Genomic DNA, 16843 nt, shown 5'->3' on the forward strand with positions numbered 1-16843 from the left:
TGATGGCTGGGCCAGCGAACTGCCTCTGTGTCCTGCTGGCAGACTGGGATTTGCTCGCCGAACTCGGCAGTCGCGGCAATCAGGTTTCCAACGAGTCCTGGGAAGCCCTGACATCCGGTGGCAGCCCCTTTGAGAATGCGTTCGCCGACCAGGATTTCTGGTGGGAGGACTTTGACCCCTGGTTCCCCCTGAGCACCCTCCCAGTTGCTCGGCCCCTCCTCGCCGCACTATGCGTACCAGCGTGGGCTGTATTCACGCTAGGGATGGGTGCGTATGCCGTTCTGTAAGTATGCGGTTGAGCCGCAAGAATCGGCGAGGCCATGACGATTAGTAAATAACGAATAGCGATCATGATCCCTGCACTGTGGCTGTGATCGGCTCATGGGGGACTCTGGTTTCTTTCGTGTTTGCCTGGCCGTCGCTTGCACAGCCTCAGTTTATGGTCTACTTTCCATAGTGTTAACACTGTCAACAATAAATTAACAAGACGGGGTTTCATAATGAAAAAAATCAAGAGTGGTCTAGCAGGTCTAAAAGTGGTTTTAGTTACGCTGCTGGCTGTGGTGATGATGTCAGGTGCCACGGTTGCCAGGAGCGATAACTCGGGTGCTGTCCAGTATCCCATTGTTCTGGTGCATGGCTTATCAGGTTTCGATACGTTGCTGTTCGTGGACTACTTTTTTGGTGTCGAGAATGCGCTCTCTAGTGTCGGGGCAAACCAGGTATTCACGGCGCAGGTCACCGCTTTCGAGAGCAACGAAGTTCGCGGTGAGCAACTGTTGAGCTATGTACAGGATGTACTGGCACTGACCGGAGCTCGAAAAGTTAACTTGATAGGGCATTCCCAAGGGGGGCCAACTTCACGTTATGTGGCGGCAGTGCGCCCTGACCTTGTGGCATCTGTCACCTCTATCGGCAGTCCTCATTATGGAAGCGATGTGGCGGATCTGATTAATGGCTCTCCCCTAAGCCCCGCGGTCAGCGGCATTGCGAATGCGCTGGGTGGCCTGATTGGCGCATTATCTGGAGACCCACAGCAGAAGCAAAACGCGATGGCGGCTCTCGCCTCGCTAGATTCGGCGGGGGCGGCAGCCTTCAACGTCACCTATCCTCAGGGATTGCGTTTTGGTGCGTGTGAAGAGACACCCTGGGTGAATGTGGGTCGATGGTGGTGGCCTCAGTGGGTGAAGGATTACTCTGTTAACGATGGCGCGCACGAGGTAAATGGTGTTCGCTACTATTCGTGGGGCGGCACATACAATGCAATTACTAACTCCAATGCTCTGGATCCCATAGATGCGGTGCTTGCAATAACAAGCATCGTACACGGCGCAGAAAATGACGGCTTGGTGGAGCGCTGCTCAATGCATCTCGGTGATAATATTCGCGATGATTACACGATGAACCACCTCGACCAGACGAATGGCCTGTTCGGGTTGAGGGGGCTGTTCACTACATCGCCGCTCCCACTTTACAAAGCCCATGCAGCACGTCTCAAGGCTGCCGGACTCTGAATGTCAAACGGCAAAGCTTCGGGGCACCCTTGAGGTGCCCTGTGAGCCAAGCGGTCAATTGAGAGTGTCCGATATGAAGCTGCCCCTAATTGTCCCTGCATTAATAGTGATGGCAGGCTGCGTAGGCTATTTATATTTCGGCAAATTTGATGCAGTAACTGTAAGTGGCGGCACAGCGTTGAACGATCGGGATCTACCCGAAGCGGTACTTCCGATCGAGGCCATAGAGAATATTGTTCAAAGTTCAGGTCAGCCCGACAGGCTCCTGCCTGAAGAGTATTTCGATCAGGTACCAGCATCACTCTCAGGTATCGGTGCGCCCGTGCTTTTACAGACCGATGATAGCGGGTCTTTGATAGTCGATTGGCGTTTAAGGGACCTCTTCGAACACTACCTTGTCGCAATTGGCGAGGAGCCCCTTGAGATCATCATTGCGCGTATTCAGCATTACCTTCGCGGTGAGTTGAGTGTGGATAACTACACACTTGCGATAGATATTCTCGAAGGATACATAAAGTATCGCAATAACATCGGCGCTATTATTAATGACGCAAACATTAAAGGTGGCATGTCCGGCGACAGGGAGAGCATCGCAGCACTGAAAAGAGAAATTCGTGAGTCCAGATTAGACTTTCTGCCCGCTGGCGTAGCAGAGGCGATGTTTATCAGGGAGGACGCCTACGATGACCTTATGCTCGAAAAGTGGCGAATTAACACCGATGCAACTTTGACACCGCAGCAGCGCTCGGAAGCGCTTGCGTATTTGAACGAACAAGCGCTACATGCCGGTACCATTGGAAGCCGAATGTCGTCAGCTCTTATTGAAATACGTGAAATATCCGCAAACCTGAGCGATTCGGGTCAATCCCCAGAAGCTATTTTCGAGGCCCGTCGGCAAGTTGTAGGAGTCGACGCTGCCAGTCGTATGGCTGCACTCGACGCTGAGCGCCTGGATTGGCAGCGGCGTGTCGATGAATACAGGCAGGAATTGTCTGCGGTAGAAGGCTACCCAGAGGAAGAGAGGGCGCATCTTGTTGAAGAAATACGGCGCCGACACTTTCAGAGCTATGAGCTTGTCAGAATTCGGGCCATTGATAGAGGCGGCTGAGGTGCATCGCGCCTTGTGCGTGCGGGCTTCCTCCAAGCGCTCAAGGCGTATGCAGCTTCATCTCTACCTTGTGGGTGACAAAGCCCAGTTTTCATGGGCGCGAATCGCTGCTGAGTTTTCTGAGTATACCTCCAGGTAAGAATCATTAATGCCGCGCTCGGTACTCCACCCCATCAATCGCTCCATGATGGCGCCATTCAAACCTTACCGCGTTGCTCTGACGACACGTACATGAACCCCAGGTAGAAATGCTCGGTGTGAACGAAAGCCGGTTTGGGTGCATCAATTCGGGCATAGCCGCTAGCCACGATATCATCGTCCAGTTCGGCCACTAGCAGGTAAGTATCCTCGCTGGCCATGAGACCCTCGAGATCGTAGTAGTGAGCACCCTCGGCTCTAATCCTGCTTTTGAAGGGTCGCTCAGCTTCGACAACGCCCTGCTCGAATCTGCGTAGTAAAGGTAAGTCGTTGTGGGTGGCTTCGCGAAGTATCATGGATTTTTCTTAAACTAAAACTGTCTACTAAGGCGGTCTTACCGAGGGAATTCGAAGCCATCACTGTCTGCCCAAAGACGTGCACATCAAGTAAATCTGGGAATCGCAGTTCATGCTCACACTTCCGCAATGGCTACTTTTCTAGGCAATAAGAGCGAGATTTCTTTCTGCACTCATATAATAGGCGAATTGCTTTTTGAAACGTTTGTAGATGAGTTTTTTGAGCTGCTGATGAAACAATCCTCGGGGCATTGGCCGGTGCAGGAGTGAGGCTTGCCGACGGTTTAGCTACAGGCATTGGATGCCTTTTAGGGTGACACCCGGAACAGCCTAAAGTTGTCTGAAATTTAGTGCTGATTATATCTGGCATCCCCTGACAACTTACAGTGTGGGAAAATTTCTTCAGCCTCACTCAGGCTTTTCGCAATTTGCATTGTTCGTTGCGACTCAAATCAGTTATAGCAAGTAGCTCAGCCGTCAGGGGTTCCATGGACCGTGAAAGATTCGCGCTGTAGGAATAACTGGCTTGGCGGTACAGAGCGCACTTGCCGGGCGTGGCAGAGGTACCTCGTCTCTGTTGCTCAACATTGATTTCCAGGGATTTGCAGGAGTAATCAAAGTTTAGCCATTTAAGCCTGCTCAGAAGATATTAAAAGTTTCACAAGCCGCTTACGGCGTATGAGCATATTTCTACCAAGCAAAGTCAATTAATCATAATCCTTTGAGCCAGCAAGCATTGGCGTGTTCCCAATGCATGTGTCGATTGTCTAGTCGCATCAGGGGTAGATTATTTTCGCAGATCGAAGGACTGCGACGGACGCGCCGGGTAGATCTTGTCTCAGTCTATGTAAGATGGGCTTTCTACCAGGCTGCATGGCTAGAATACAGGAAAAATAAACCTATTGAGCGCGCCTTTCAGAAATACAGTCTACACTTGGCATAGTTCATGCAGAACGGCTCGAGAGTAGAACGACACAAGCGAGGAACGCAAAATGCGAAAATTCTTCCCGCACAATTTACATACGCACCACCCTATCGCGTCATTTTCTTTCAGCACTTTTTGTATGTGCTGCCTGACTGCGACTGGGCAAACTGCTTTAGCTGATGAAGACTTGGCTCAAAAACTCGCGAATCCGATTGCAGCAATCACGTCATTGCCTTTGCAAATAAATCTTGACGACAATCTAGGGCCTAATGACAAAGGCACCAGGAAGACCATTAATTTTCAGCCAGTAATTCCATTTTCTCTGGGCGACGAAGCCAGCTTGGTTACACGCACCATCGTTCCATATATCGATCAGAAAGACGTGATCCCTGGTACATCTCAATCCGGTTTTGGCGATATTCTGTTCAATGCTTGGTATTCAAAGACTACGCCTGACAAAGTGACTTGGGGTGTTGGTCCGATACTGCGTATACCAACTTGGTCAGACGTTTCGACAGATACCTGGGCCGGTGGTGCAACCGGGATTGTACTGAAGGTGGCAGGCCCTTGGACGATGGGCGCACTGGGTAACCACATCTGGGATCTTGAGAGCAACCCGAAGGTTCCTACTAGCGCAAGTTTTGTTCAGCCGTTCGTTTCTTACACGACGAGCAGTGCGTTTACATACACTTTGACATCTGAGAGCACCTACGATTGGAAAGCTACAGAGTGGACGATCCCGATTAACTTGAGTGTGGCTAAGATTCTGCCCGTTGGTGGTGTCCCCATTAACTGGGTGGCGGGCGCTGGTTATTGGGCAACGTCGCCTGATAATGGACCCGAGGGATGGCGACTCCGTTTCCAGCTGCAAGTCGTTATACCAAAGGGCTGACACTGACAGGACGACACTTCGATGAAAATGCTGAAAATATTAGAAACAAAACAGGTAGCGGTACTGGCGCTATGTCTATTAGTAGCGATGCTCGGGACGGCAGCTGAACCAACGCCAGGATTTAATCAAACCATTCCTAAATCGATTCTTACAGAGGATGCTGTTGACACTTCGATTGGAGAGCTCCGTTTCTTTGATGGTATGCCGGATGATGAAACTGTCCGGAAACTCTATGACAACCTCGATACGATTAGAGCCACCGATGTTTTTCTGAATATGGTCCCTGCAGCCTCACTTGAAGGTATACGTCGCGGTCTCGAAGGTCTTGGTGTGACGAAACCAAACCAAGTGATGATGTTCGATCAGCTACTCGACTCCAACCCACTATTTTTGACGGGGAATACAGATACGGTGTATTCCGTCGTAATTTTTGATCTGAGTCGCGATGGCCCTGTTGTCGTCGAAATCCCTCCGGGTAGCGGTCCTAGTACCGTCAATGACGCGTATTTTCGTTTCGTGACGGATATGGGCGCACCCGGACCTGATCGTGGAAAGGGGGGTAAATACCTAATTTTGCCTCACGACTATGAAGGGGATATTCCGAAAGGCTACTTCACAGCAACTTCGCCCTCCGCAATAAATCTGATGGTTCTGCGAGGCTTTCTTGTTGATGGAAAAACAGACGCAGCGGTACGGTCCGTCAAGGAAGCTTTGAAAATATATCCCTTGAATAAAAAAGATAATCCGCCTGAGATGAAATTTATCAGTGGGTCGAAAATTCCATTCAATACGGTGCACGCCAACGACTCGAGTTTTTTTGACGAAATTAATGATGTTATTCAAAGAGAACCAGTCGGATTCCTGGACCCTGAACTACGTGGTCAACTGGCGAGCATAGGTATACAAAAAGGTAAACCGTTTGAGCCAGACGCGCGCATGCAGCGGTTGTTGCGCGACGGTATTGCCATTGGCAATGCGACTGCTCGTGCGTTGCTACTGCAGCCACGAGATAAAACGGCATATTTGTATGACGATCGTCGGTGGTACTCCGCTTTTATTGGGGGCGATTATCAATGGCTGATTGCAGGCGGTGATGGTGGGCGCAATCTCGATGCACGCACAGCGTTTTTCTACGGATACACGTTGAACACACCCGCTATGGTGATGAAGATGGTCGGTGCCGGATCGCAGTACGCGGTCGCCGCTTCTGATCAGTCGGGTAATTATCTAGACGGCAGTAAATTCTACCGTATCCGCATCCCGCCGAATGTTCCAGCAAAGGATTTCTGGTCAATGGTGGTGTATGACCCTCAGACGAGAAGCGAACTTCAGACAGGCCAGCCCTTCCCAAGTAAAAACAACAAACGCGATAGTTTGATTGTCGATAAAGATGGGTCAATCGAACTTTACTTTGGCCCAACGGCACCGGACGGAAAAGCCGCCAATTGGATACAGACGGTGCCCGGCAAGGGATGGTGGGCCATCTTTAGGTTGTATGGACCGCTAGATGCCTGGTTTGACAGGGAATGGCGCCCCGGCGACTTCGAACTCATCGGAGATGGATTCGGCGATTCGCATGATCACTAGAACCCCGTGAAGCGGTCACAACTACTGGAGCATCAAGATGAATCGATTGAAGGTTGTACTTTGTATGCTGTGTGCCGCTTCTGCATCGCTTGATGCGGCAACACCTGATCAGGATCAGTTGCTGTTTGGTACGACACACGGTCACTCGAATTGGTCCATTGATGCCTTTGGCATTGGCAACCAGTCGTTGGGGGCGGAGGTTGATCACGATGTTGCCCTTGGTGATGCAGTGACGCATCACACTGATAGCAAGGTGAAGTTGCAGAGGCAGCAGTACTATGCACTGCCGAACCGAGCTGAGATGATGGGCATTGTACTCGGTTTGATCAAAGCGAGTGGCCTCGTTCACATCGGCCAATGGGTCGCTTCAGTTGGGCTTGGAAAAGCGATCGCCATCGATACTCATGACTGCAGATGTCGCCGCTAAATTATTTGCGGAGATTCACTTCATTTGCTGAATGCAGGGCGTCGAATCTGTCGGAAGGATGCACAACCACCGCGAGAAGTTGGGAAAGTGTAGGATGTCCAAAGGGCATTAACAACCGATGGAACTTAAACTGGTTGTCGTTCGTACTTTGCAGAGCACGAGAGCTGTGTAGGGCAGATTCGAGTATCGCCAGGCTCTCCATGAAAGTCACTACTGTATTTTGGTCGAATTTAAGGTGCGGCATTTGGTCCGCTCCACTAAAACGCAGCAAAACCTTGAAAGGATGAAGAACTATGAAAACCATATGCCTGTTAGCCTCTGTCGCTATTCTTAGCTCCACGTTTCTTACCGCTTGCTCGACAAATCGCTCAGATACACGAGTGGAAGCTCGTACCGAGGCACGTACAACCGAGCGTGTTGAGGACAGACGAGATTGATCTATGTCTTATAAAGGCGTTGCGGTATCGCTAGGGAGTTGATTGTTAGGGAGAACAAGGACACCTATCTTGCATTAGTTTTAATGCGCGGGAAGTATTCACGAACTGTTCGGGGTATTTACCTTAGGTGATTGTGTCGACTGGACCCTCGGGACAGTCGACGTATTCTTTCAGCCTCTTGAACATCCTGTGCACTGTAATGGCAAACCAAACGCACTCCAGAAAACTCTAGCACCAAGAGAATCAGATCCTACTGCAAGGGCCGTAGCTTACTTGCCAGGGAGAGGCTTTTGGCCACGTACCAAGTGTAGCTAGAGGAGCGGTTTTCATTGGGCTCTATGGAGGCATGCGTGTTCTAGGTTTGGTCTGAATCTGGTCCGACTGGTATTTAAGCCAGTGCTTGATTATTGGCCGACCCCGAGGCCGATTCACATTTTGATTCAAAGGAAAAGGCGAAATCTAGATCATGATAGAGGGATGATTCAATGGCTTGAAAGCCACGTTGAGCGAATTCATTCGAAAGGGCAGTATTCCTGCTTGGTGCCGCTCACTGGCACCAGAATGTCCGCTTAGGGGCCAATAGCGGACAATCGCTAGCGCCAGTATCCATTGGTATTTAGGTTGGTGGGAACATACTGGGGAAAGCTTTCTAAAACGGCCCGCCTGATAGGGTTCAGAGCTCTGACCTCTGCCCTCGAAGCGCTTTTCGTTTTGTGCGGTGGCCCTGTACGACTATCTGTACATCAATCCGTGAGACGGATCGAATTTAGTATCAGTTCACGATATGCGATGGGATAGCTTCGCCTACTTTAGTCAAGACACCCCTCGTCCAATTTTTCTAATTGACCGATCCGACGCTGACCGACCGCAGCCAGTATGCCTACCAGTAGCAAGGCAAACGGTGCCGATAAAACTGGGACGGGAGCAGGCTTACCGGAAAATGCTACGTCATCCATTGCGAAGGCATCGTTCTCCAGGCGCACTAACCAGATCGAGTCAAAGGTCTCTCCTGCGTCAGCCACAAAACCATAAAACCTATTCGAAAAACCGTCGCTTCCGCCTGTGGGTGGCGTTAGGGTTGCTACCACAACATCTCCCAAGCGCAACTGAAAACGGGTTCGTTCCCCGCTATCTTGCAAAGCTGCGAATTGCGCACCGAAAGCAGTGATCGGTTCTGGCAGCAGAATGCGGGCATTTGTGTCCATATTTAACTGGCCGGTAAAAAAAGCGACGCTGGTGGTCCCATTGACGTCTGTCTCATCATCTTTGATGGAGGCATCGATGAAATTATTTTCCCCGTCGGCAACCAGCGTCAGCCCACTAGGCAGCCTGACCGGATCCGGGAAGAAATCCGTATTAGTCACTACCGAATTGAAGTCCTCCTGAATTGTATGACCTGCGGCCGCCAGAAAAGCTGCGCGATCTTCATACTCGTCAAAATCCGCCATGACGTTGAAAGACACAGTCAGCGAAAGTAATGACATCCATTTTCTTTGCATACTGGCTCCATTCGAAGTGAGGCTGGGTGACCCGATAGTGCGTGATTATCAGATAAAGCTTTGTAGATTGGCCCGCCCGAGAGGATTCGAACCTCTGACCTCTGCCTCCGGAGGGCAGCGCTCTATCCAGCTGAGCTACGGGCGGAACGGAGGCGAATGGTACCTTTAGCGCGGTGGCGAGTCCAGCGCCTATTCGTGGGTGATCAGGCCGTGTAGTGGTCTACGCTGGGGGTGAATCTGCCCCGCGTCATATAGACGTATATTGTGCACTGATTATTCTGGAGAGCTTCCCAATGCGCGTACTTATGGTCCTGACCTCACATGATCAACTCGGTGATACCGGCGAGAAAACCGGCTTCTGGCTGGAGGAATTCGCCGCGCCTTACTACCGGCTGCTGGATGCGGGGATGGAGCTCACCCTGGCCTCGCCAGCGGGAGGGCAGCCGCCGCTGGACCCCAAGAGTAGCGCACCTGAGGCCCAGACCGAGGCCACCGAGCGGTTTAATACCGATCCGGCGGCACAGGCTGTGCTGGCAAGCACTCACTTGCTCGCAGAGATGGACGCTTCAAATTTTGACGGGGTGTTCTACCCCGGCGGCCACGGCCCGCTCTGGGACCTGGCCGAGAGTGCTGATTCCATTGCCCTGATTGAAAGCTTCATGGGGCAGCAGAAACCCGTAGCCGCTGTCTGCCATGCTCCCGCGGTGTTGGTGAATACTCACATTAACGGGGGCCACTGGTCAAAGGCCGCAAAGTCACGGGCTTCACCAACAGCGAGGAGGCCGCGGTAGGTCTCACCGAGGTGGTGCCGTTCCTGCTGGAGGACCGATTACAGGCGCTCGGCGGCGAGTTCAGTGCTGTGGCCGATTGGCATCCCTATGCGGTGACGGACGGCCTGCTTATCACCGGCCAGAACCCGGCGTCGTCGGAGCCGGTGGCTGATGCATTGCTCGCGGCGCTGCAGGCTGGCTAATTATTCTCGCGCTGGCCTCTGCTTGCAGTACAAGTCATTTGCTCAGTCTTGGGGTAAACCCGAATTTGACCCAATTGCAGTGTATTCTGCTGTGCTGTTGAGACAGACTGAAATCTATAGCATATGATGAATTTGTCGCCACAGAATTGACAGCACACAGGCAATATGATCGTTTCGCATCGGTATAAGTTTATTTTTATTAAGACGTCCAAGGCGGCCGGGACCAGTCTGGAAATTGCACTGTCTCAATACTGCGATGACGGCGACATTGTCACGCCTCTCAGCAAGAAAGACGAGGCCACGCGGCAAGCCCTGGGTTATCAGGGGCCGCGGCATTATCGTGAACCGCTGGGAGAATTAGCACTGGGTGCGGTAGCGCCGCTTGCAAATCACAGCGGTGCTAAACATGCGCGTAAATTTCTCGGGGAGAAAGTGTGGTGTGAGTATTTCAAATTTTGCGTCGTACGAAACCCCTGGGATCGATTTCTCTCTTTTTATCATTGGCGTTACCCGTCGGAGCATCGCCCTAGTGCCACAGACGTATTGGTTTCAACGGAGGCTAATAAGCTAATCAAACTAGGTTACGAGCTCTATACCCAGGATGGAGAGGTCCTCGTGGACCAACTGCTGCGCTACGAGAACCTCGGTGCTGAAATAACGCAGCTTGCCCCTCGTCTTGGGCTTCCCGGGCCGCTTCAGCTACCGCTGGCGAAGGGCAGTCATCGCCCCAAAAGCAGCCGTGTGGATGATTTGTCGCTTAGCGAGAAGCTCATGATTCAGAAACTCTGTGAGCGCGAGATTCGGTTGCTGGGTTATTCATTTCCCCTCTAGTTCTGCCGGAAAATCGTATTTGAAATACGCGAGGTCGTCGGCGTAGAGATGTTCCACCCAGCGCCTTGTTTCATCTCTGCGGTAGTAATCGGCCAGGCTGCGGTACTCTTTGGGTCGGTGATCTCTGGACACGTTTACTTTAGGAAGCGGTGTGTCCGGCAGCTGCAGTTGTTTGGCAACGGCAGAGAAATCTTCGTTTAGCTGCTCGAAGCGAATTACCCGATTGACCAGCATATTGCCATTTTTGTCATGTAGATACTCTACTTGGGGCCGTACAAACCAGTACATGTTGCGCCACAGATGTCGGAAGAAGCGGTTAAATACAAAGTCATCGAAACTGGTTGCCCGAGACTGAGGTAAGTAGTGGTACATCGATATCAGTCTCTTATAGGGGTTGCGCACAATACTGAAACGGAAGTAGTTCTCGAACAAATCAGCACTTATGTGGCCGCAGTCTACGTATTGGTGTGCCAGCAAGTGCGCCATTCTGGGCGGGCCCTTCTCGGGGTCGTCATTGGGGTAGAGCAGCAGCTTTGGGCGGTCTTCCTCTTGCAGGCCCAGTCTATCCAGAAACCACTGTTCAACACTCATACCTGCTGTCTTGGGTATGTGTACGAAGACACAATTGTGTTTATGGCAAAGCATGCAGCGGCTCCAATTCGGGGGCGATTGGTATTCGTGATCAATCTCCCTATACTTCCTCTTTTGCCTTCACGCTACAAGACTGGAATAACGATTGTGATTGCTGGACATTCTCTCTGCCTGGTCATGATGGTCAGGAATGAGAGCGCTGTTATTGAGCGCTGCTTGGATTCCGTAAAACCTTATATCGATCGCTGGTTGATCGCTGACACCGGTAGTGATGATGATACCTGCGAGCGTGTTGAGCGGGCACTCGAAGGCATTAAAGGTGAGCTGCTCCATTTGCCATTCACTGACTTTGCGCATGTTCGCAATCAGTTGGTGGATGCCAGTAAGGGCTTGGCTGATTTCGTGCTCTGGCTGGACGCAGACGAGACGCTCAAGGTGTCCTCTACCATTGACCAACTGCGAGTAGCGCCGGCGTTTCAGCTGGCCGTTGAAGCCGTTGGCGCTAGTTATCTGCAGCCGCGGTTGGTACGAAACGATGCGCACTACGTCTTCCGTGGCGCATTGGCTGAGACTGCTGTTGGTCTGGAGGAGGCTGTTTGGCTCGACTCGTTGCGAATTTGTCATCACTGTGATGGTGTGCGCTGGCGCGATGCGTTGCGGCTTGAGCGAGATGGTCTCTATTTTGAGCAGGCGCTGCTAGAGGCTCCCACGGATATTGGTCTGTTGTTCCCGCTGGCCGATACTTTATATTCCAGAGGGAGTTGGGTTCAGGCCATGGAACAGTATCGTCGCGCCGGAGACTATGCCATTGAGTCGGCACATCAGTGGTATGCGAAATATCAGCTCGCTCGAGCGGCTGATCGAGCTGATCACCATTTGACCCGAGTGATTGGTGCATACCACACAGCCTATGAACAAGACTCAGGGAGGGTGGAGCCACTGGTTTGGATGGCGCGACGATTGCGTCAGGAAGGCCAGTTGCAGGCTGCTTTTGATCTGGCCGTCGCGGCGATTGATTTGCCAGAGACTGAGCCATGCTATTACTTCGAGCCGAGCTTGTGGTCAGAAGGTCGGTATGTGGAATTTATCAGGATAGCGTCAGCGCTCAACTATCACTCGCTGGCGATCGAAACGGTCGAAGCGCAATTACATAAGTACGGTCAACGCTGTGCGTTTCTCGATGAGTTGTCGCAGCTGAGAGAGGATGTTCTGGATCAACAGGCAGCCCATCCGGAAGCTCTTCCCGGTGATACTTCCAGTGCAGCTGGTGTCAGTCTCCACTATGAGCCTGCGGAGATACCAGCGGCTACTCCCATTGGAGAGCGGCGCAAACTGTGTATAGGCATGGCGACCTTTGACGATTATGACGGCGTGTACTTCTCGATTCAGGCAGTGCGCATGTTTCACCCGGAGGTGCTTGATGAAGTCCAGTTCGTCGTGCTGGATAACAATCCCACCAGCCCTTGCGCCGCGGCGCTGAAATCAATGGAGGAGGATGTCCCGCATTATCGATACATACCGCAGCCGGAGGCAGTTGGAACGGTATGCAAGGACTATATCGTTCGCGAGGCGAACGCAGAGTATGTGATGATAATGGATTGTCATGTATTCCTTGCCCCCGGTGCGATTCGGCGTTTAATTGATTATCTGGATTCGCGCCCTGACTGTAATGATTTGCTGCAGGGTCCGTTGGTGTATGACGATCTCAAGAGTCTTTCCACGCACTTTAAGCCAGGGTGGAGTGGCGGCATGTACGGTACCTGGGATACCGACCCGCGCGGCGAGAGCATTGACGCCGAGCCATTTGATATAGAGATGCAGGGGTGCGGCTTGCTCGCGTTCCGTCGGGATGCCTGGCGGGGCTTTAATCCCAGATTCCGAGGGTTTGGTGCGGAAGAGGGTTATATTCAGGAAAAGTTTCGTCAGGCAGGAGGGCGTTCGCTCTGCGTGCCTTTTCTTCGTTGGTTGCACCGTTTCAATCGTCCGCTAGGGGTGCCCTACGTGAACGATTGGCACGATCGGATCCGGAACTATGTGATTGGCTGGACTGAGTTGGGGCTGGATGTGTCGTCAGGTCACGCACATTTCAGTGAGCTGCTGGGGAGTGCCCATGTCGATGCTCTGTTTGCCGCGTTGCAAGAAGAGATGGAAGGGCCTCTATTTGATTTCGATGCCATCGTCTATTTGCCTGGAGAGGGGCAAGACGTACCGGCACTATTGGCGAGTCTGGGGATAGACAAGGTGGTAGTGCGGCCGTTTGCAGGCAATGAATTGGACGCTGCAGGGCGCTTGCAGTGGCTGTCGAGTTATCTTCTGCAATTGGCGAATAGCCCCTGCCGTCACTGTTTGGTAATACAGGATGTAAAACAGCTGGCTGAAGTGCAGTTAGCAGACGCCCAGGATGCACTTTGCCAGGTGGCTGACGGCATGCCTCAGGTTGTGCTGGCTGGATCCACAGAGGGATTGGAAAATATGGTCGTAGGCAGTGCAGGATTGAGCGATTTGGCTGCTGCGCTCGCTGAGGTTGCAGTTGCTACCCGTCAATTGACGGATATGCCTGGTTCTATGAGCGCTTGAAGCTCAATCTACAGCATAATTGCGCCGCCAGGAGTCCTGATGATAGCCATGTTGTTCGAAGTCTTCTCGTTGCAAATGGAAAACCCTGTCTGCCAGTTCCCTCGTATACAAAGCGTGCCAGCTGTTCCGATTGGCCGAGTTGGCGTTACGGTGAAGCAATCGCGGTATAAAGCCCACGCGTTGCCACAGGCTCAGCTCATTCCATTGTTGCTCAAGTGACTCGTAGCGCAGCAAGTGGCTGACTTCTATGTCTCTTAGCCAGGAGCAGGCCGGAGGATCGTCTGCGAGGCCCCACCAGTGCAGGCAATGCTTCTCCAGCTGCGCAATATATTCATGGAAGGTCCAGTGCCATACGGAGCGTGGGTGGCTGTCACGGCGGTGCAAGTAGTGGCTTGCCATGCGTTGATAAGGGTTGCGCACGCCCGCGATGATCGTGTAATCCCCTTTAGTGCATTCGACGGGGATATTCATACGATGTTGTCCCATATTCACAGAACCTGGAAACGCTCTCTGGAGAGAGTGTGAGATCGCGGTGGATGCGGTTCGAGGTACCGCGAGATAAACAAACCGGTGTTCGTGGTTAATAATCAAAGTTCTGGGCAGCGGTGCGGGTGTTCAGCACAGGCGTTACTTGGATTACGCTTCGTCCTTGTCGTTGCGCTTCTTGTCGGCGATAGCTGCTGCCAGGGCGAGACCTGTTGCCAATCCGGTGATACCCACAGCACCAATGGCCGGGACAGGAAGGGGCGCAGCGGTGGTTGTGGGGGGGGCGCTGTAGTCGTTGGGCCACCGGTTGTGGTTGGGCTCCCCGTTGTGGTCGGTTGTACGGTGGTTGTGGTCGTTGTCGTCGTTGTGGTGACCTGGGCGTAAGCCTTGGGTACCAGTCCGCTATTAATAGCGCCGGCTGCAACGATGAAGCCGCTGGCGGTCAGTGCTTTGCGAACAAAGTCGCGGCGGCTGTCCTGTCCTGCGGACGGCTTGTCGTCAGAGTGCGCCTTTTGGCCCTTCTTCTTATTGTCATCCATGGCGATCTTCATTCAGATTGTAAAAACGTCGCGCAAAATATATAGGTATTGGCCTTATGCGTCTATGGAAATGGGACGTTTTCCCAAAAAGATTACTGTGGCCGTGCCGATACTGGCTGGGTGTCATCCCCACGCATTTCTTGAAAAAGCTATTAAAGGTGGCCTTGCTATTAAAGCCCGCGGCAGTTATCTCGTCGGTAACCGTGCGATCCCGCCAGTCGCTGTCCCTGAGGAGGCGCTTGGCCTCTTCAACGCGCCGTCATCCTGTAATACCTGCAGAATGTCTTGCAGTGGCGAGTTGGCGGACAGGTGATGCAGTGAAGTCGTCATGGAGCAGATCACTCTGTATTGCGGGGCGTTGGGATGCGTCAGTGATGCTGTGCGACAGTGTGTCCAGCGTCATCGCTTCGCTGCCATTCAGGAGGGCCGAACACGCTCATCCAGCGCTCGTGACCTGAACGGGACTGCAGCAGATCACGCGCTATTTGCTGCCACACATAAAATGTGAGCTTTATCGGATTGTTGCTGTCAATGTTCTTGATCAGGCCGTAGCGCACCGGTGATTCTTCCTTGGCATAAGTGCCGAATAGATGGTCCCAGAGCATGAAAATGTTGCCGTAGTTCTTGTCGATATACTCGGGGTTACTACCGTGGTGCACTCTGTGCGCGGACGGCGTATTGAACAGAAACTCAAACGGTCTTGGCAGGCGGCCGATGACCTGTGTGTGTCCCACTACGCCCCAGAGCGTTGCGATAACACCGGCGACGGCTGTGATACTTGGGTCGAAGCCCAGCAGCGGCAGTGCTATGAAGAAGGGTACCTTGCTGAGCGGACCGAACCAAGCCTGACGGAAAGCGACACTGAAGTTCATGTGCTGGCTGCAGTGGTGATTCATATGCACGGCCCACAGAAACCGCACCCGGTGGGATGCTCTGTGATACCAGTAGAACGTGAGATCGATGGCGAAGAATATGACGATCCACTGCATCCACAGCGGCACCTCAAGGGCAATATCGAACAGGCGGAACTGATAGAGGTAAAAATACAGACCGATGATAGTGCTCTGTGTGATGCCGTTGATGAGTATGTTGCCCCCTAGCAGACCGAGCGTGCCGAGTACGTCGCTCCGGTCGTAGTGGGCCAAGCCGCGCGCGGAGGTGAAAGCGACCTCTGCAGCGATCATCAGCACCACAATGGGCGCGCCTATGGCGTAGACGTCTGCGCTGGTCATGACAGGTATTCCTTTTTCAGTGCCCCGGTAGCCCACAGGTCAATGACCGTGTGCAGAGCGCTGCGGCGGGTCATGTCACAGCGCTCAAAGACGTTTTGCTCGCTAGCGTGTCTCATCATTACCATCAAAGTCGACAGGGCAAGGTCAGCGTTGAGGTCCTGCCTGATGGTATCGAGCAGACTGCGGCGTGAATGTGCCATGAAAAGCTGGTAGTGCTCTACATAGACGGCATGGGCCTCGGGGAAATCGCGCTCCAACTGCAGCCAGAACTCAGCGGAGAAACGGCCGATATGATCCATCCACTGGGTGATGAGAAGCTCGATCCTCTGTTTAGGCTGCAAGCCCTCTTTCAATCCCCGCTCACGTCTGGAGAACCATATGTCGGCCCAGGAGTCGATGAGTGCGGTGACGATATGCGCTTTGCTGTCGAACAATCGATATAGCGTCCTGCTGCTAATGCCCACTTCCCTGACCAACTCGCTAATAACGACATTGCGTGGCCCGACCGTCCGGGCGTGTTGCTCAAATACCGACAGAACACGTGCGCGTAGGGCGTCGTCCCGGGCAGTGATCGCGGTGTCTGTTGCCATGGTTGCTGTTGTGTCGGTGTTACTTGTGGAAAATATGAAAAACATAATATTTTCCTTGTTATCTTAAGTCAACCTTTTTACACTCGCGCGCCGCATACAACCTTCCGCAAGCCGCCGTGCAACAGTCAAGCCCGGCTGCGG

17 protein-coding genes, 1 tRNA gene and 1 pseudogene are annotated in these 16843 nt (G+C 52.6%); 10 read left to right on the forward strand and 9 right to left on the reverse strand.

What is annotated here, in order from left to right; translation table 11 throughout:
* The first annotated feature begins 2 nt into the window (after positions 1-2).
* The 3 genes from BST95_RS05340 to BST95_RS05350 all read left to right on the forward strand — a co-directional run bounded on the left by BST95_RS05340 (position 3) and on the right by BST95_RS05350 (position 2622).
* Positions 3-287, forward strand: a complete 285-nt coding sequence (locus tag BST95_RS05340) for a hypothetical protein (protein WP_102106362.1) — start codon at positions 3-5, stop codon at positions 285-287.
* A 213-nt stretch (positions 288-500) separates the two neighbouring features.
* Positions 501-1514: an esterase/lipase family protein gene (locus tag BST95_RS05345; RefSeq protein ID WP_229801771.1), complete on the forward strand. Its 1014-nt coding sequence runs from the start codon at positions 501-503 to the stop codon at positions 1512-1514.
* Positions 1515-1587: 73 nt separating this feature from the next.
* Positions 1588-2622 (forward strand): lipase secretion chaperone, encoded by a 1035-nt coding sequence (locus BST95_RS05350; RefSeq protein WP_169843857.1) that lies wholly within the window; start codon positions 1588-1590, stop codon positions 2620-2622.
* 197 nt (positions 2623-2819) lie between these two features.
* On the opposite strand, the gene BST95_RS05355 is transcribed toward BST95_RS05350, so the two are convergent.
* Positions 2820-3116, reverse strand: a complete 297-nt coding sequence (locus tag BST95_RS05355) for a GNAT family N-acetyltransferase (RefSeq protein WP_205737332.1) — start codon at positions 3114-3116, stop codon at positions 2820-2822.
* Between the two features lie 992 nt (positions 3117-4108).
* Between BST95_RS05355 and BST95_RS05360 the strand changes: the two genes are divergently transcribed.
* Genes BST95_RS05360 through BST95_RS05370 form a run of 3 tightly spaced genes read left to right on the forward strand, consistent with a single transcriptional unit; the run spans position 4109 to position 6947 of the window.
* A complete protein-coding gene (locus BST95_RS05360; RefSeq protein ID WP_146004230.1) occupies positions 4109-4933 on the forward strand; it encodes a transporter in 825 nt (274 codons plus the stop codon).
* 21 nt (positions 4934-4954) lie between these two features.
* On the forward strand, positions 4955-6520 hold the full coding sequence (locus BST95_RS05365; RefSeq protein WP_229801774.1) for a DUF1254 domain-containing protein: 1566 nt from the start codon (positions 4955-4957) through the stop codon (positions 6518-6520).
* Positions 6521-6557: 37 nt separating this feature from the next.
* Positions 6558-6947: a DUF3604 domain-containing protein gene (locus BST95_RS05370; RefSeq protein ID WP_084198458.1), complete on the forward strand. Its 390-nt coding sequence runs from the start codon at positions 6558-6560 to the stop codon at positions 6945-6947.
* A gap of 1246 nt (positions 6948-8193) precedes the next feature.
* Here BST95_RS05370 and BST95_RS05380 read toward each other — a convergent pair.
* Together BST95_RS05380 and BST95_RS05385 are read right to left on the reverse strand one after the other, a co-directional pair.
* Entirely contained in the window at positions 8194-8883 is a 690-nt protein-coding gene (locus tag BST95_RS05380) for a hypothetical protein (protein ID WP_084198460.1), read from the reverse strand.
* Positions 8884-8951: 68 nt separating this feature from the next.
* Positions 8952-9028 (reverse strand) — tRNA-Arg (locus BST95_RS05385).
* Positions 9029-9176: 148 nt separating this feature from the next.
* On the opposite strand from BST95_RS05385, the gene BST95_RS05390 reads away from it, so the two are divergent.
* From BST95_RS05390 to BST95_RS05395, 3 genes are all read left to right on the forward strand, one after another.
* On the forward strand, positions 9177-9674 hold the full coding sequence (locus tag BST95_RS05390; RefSeq protein ID WP_240500264.1) for a type 1 glutamine amidotransferase domain-containing protein: 498 nt from the start codon (positions 9177-9179) through the stop codon (positions 9672-9674).
* A gap of 11 nt (positions 9675-9685) precedes the next feature.
* Positions 9686-9856, forward strand: a complete 171-nt coding sequence (locus BST95_RS21305; RefSeq protein ID WP_240500265.1) for a hypothetical protein — start codon at positions 9686-9688, stop codon at positions 9854-9856.
* 165 nt (positions 9857-10021) lie between these two features.
* The gene (locus BST95_RS05395; RefSeq protein WP_084198461.1) at positions 10022-10687 is read left to right on the forward strand and encodes a sulfotransferase family 2 domain-containing protein; all 666 of its coding nucleotides are present in this window, start codon (positions 10022-10024) and stop codon (positions 10685-10687) included.
* Here BST95_RS05395 and BST95_RS05400 read toward each other — a convergent pair.
* Positions 10673-11278, reverse strand: a complete 606-nt coding sequence (locus BST95_RS05400; RefSeq protein WP_229801775.1) for a sulfotransferase family 2 domain-containing protein — start codon at positions 11276-11278, stop codon at positions 10673-10675. The genes BST95_RS05395 and BST95_RS05400 overlap by 15 nt on opposite strands.
* A 42-nt stretch (positions 11279-11320) precedes the next feature.
* Here BST95_RS05400 and BST95_RS05405 point away from each other — a divergent pair, with 42 nt between their 5' ends.
* Positions 11321-13855, forward strand: a complete 2535-nt coding sequence (locus BST95_RS05405; RefSeq protein WP_146004231.1) for a glycosyltransferase — start codon at positions 11321-11323, stop codon at positions 13853-13855.
* Between the two features lie 3 nt (positions 13856-13858).
* Here the strand turns inward: BST95_RS05405 and BST95_RS05410 are convergent, their stop codons facing one another.
* The 5 genes and pseudogenes from BST95_RS05410 to BST95_RS05430 form a co-directional block, all read right to left on the reverse strand.
* Positions 13859-14326, reverse strand: coding sequence for a hypothetical protein (locus tag BST95_RS05410; RefSeq protein WP_084198464.1), 468 nt, complete (start codon positions 14324-14326; stop codon positions 13859-13861).
* Between the two features lie 116 nt (positions 14327-14442).
* A complete protein-coding gene (locus BST95_RS05415) occupies positions 14443-14880 on the reverse strand; it encodes a hypothetical protein (protein ID WP_084198465.1) in 438 nt (145 codons plus the stop codon).
* A pseudogene (locus BST95_RS21310) lies at positions 14873-15127 on the reverse strand (helix-turn-helix domain-containing protein); the annotation flags it as partial. The pseudogene BST95_RS21310 and the gene BST95_RS05415, both read right to left, overlap by 8 nt.
* Positions 15128-15248: 121 nt before the next feature.
* Positions 15249-16112, reverse strand: coding sequence for a sterol desaturase family protein (locus tag BST95_RS05425; RefSeq protein ID WP_084198466.1), 864 nt, complete (start codon positions 16110-16112; stop codon positions 15249-15251).
* Positions 16109-16747, reverse strand: a complete 639-nt coding sequence (locus BST95_RS05430) for a TetR/AcrR family transcriptional regulator (protein ID WP_084198467.1) — start codon at positions 16745-16747, stop codon at positions 16109-16111. The genes BST95_RS05425 and BST95_RS05430 overlap by 4 nt, the downstream gene beginning before the upstream one ends.
* Positions 16748-16843 lie beyond the last annotated feature (96 nt).

It is taken from the genome of Halioglobus japonicus (genome assembly GCF_001983995.1).
Classification (GTDB): domain Bacteria; phylum Pseudomonadota; class Gammaproteobacteria; order Pseudomonadales; family Halieaceae; genus Halioglobus; species Halioglobus japonicus.